Raw genomic sequence first — 273 nt, forward strand, 5'->3', positions numbered from 1 at the left:
GCCTCTGTGGGAGGTCGGGGCAAAGTGTCATACACATCAGTACCAGACCACATTCAGGCCCAGGTCTGGGCTGAGAAAGGGGCGGCGACTACTTTTTGCCGCCTTTTTTCCCGGCTTCTGATGCTTTTTCACGATCGTTTTTGAAATTTCCGCCGCCGCTACTCTGGCCGCCTTTCTTACCGGCTTCAGACGCTTTTTGCGGATTATCTGCGAAATTACCTGAACCACCACGATGCTCTGCCATAACTTACTCCGTTAATAGATTCATTCAGG

Annotated in this window: 1 protein-coding gene; it reads right to left on the bottom strand. The window is 51.3% G+C overall.

The features are described 5' to 3' along the window. Window positions 1-88 precede the first annotated feature (88 nt). On the bottom strand, window positions 89-244 hold the full coding sequence (locus SB765_RS29630; protein ID WP_010258211.1) for a general stress protein: 156 nt from the start codon (window positions 242-244) through the stop codon (window positions 89-91). Between the last annotated feature and the right edge of the window lie 29 nt (window positions 245-273).

It is taken from the genome of Pseudomonas sp. SIMBA_067 (genome assembly GCF_046534675.1).
Lineage (GTDB): Bacteria > Pseudomonadota > Gammaproteobacteria > Pseudomonadales > Pseudomonadaceae > Aquipseudomonas > Aquipseudomonas putida.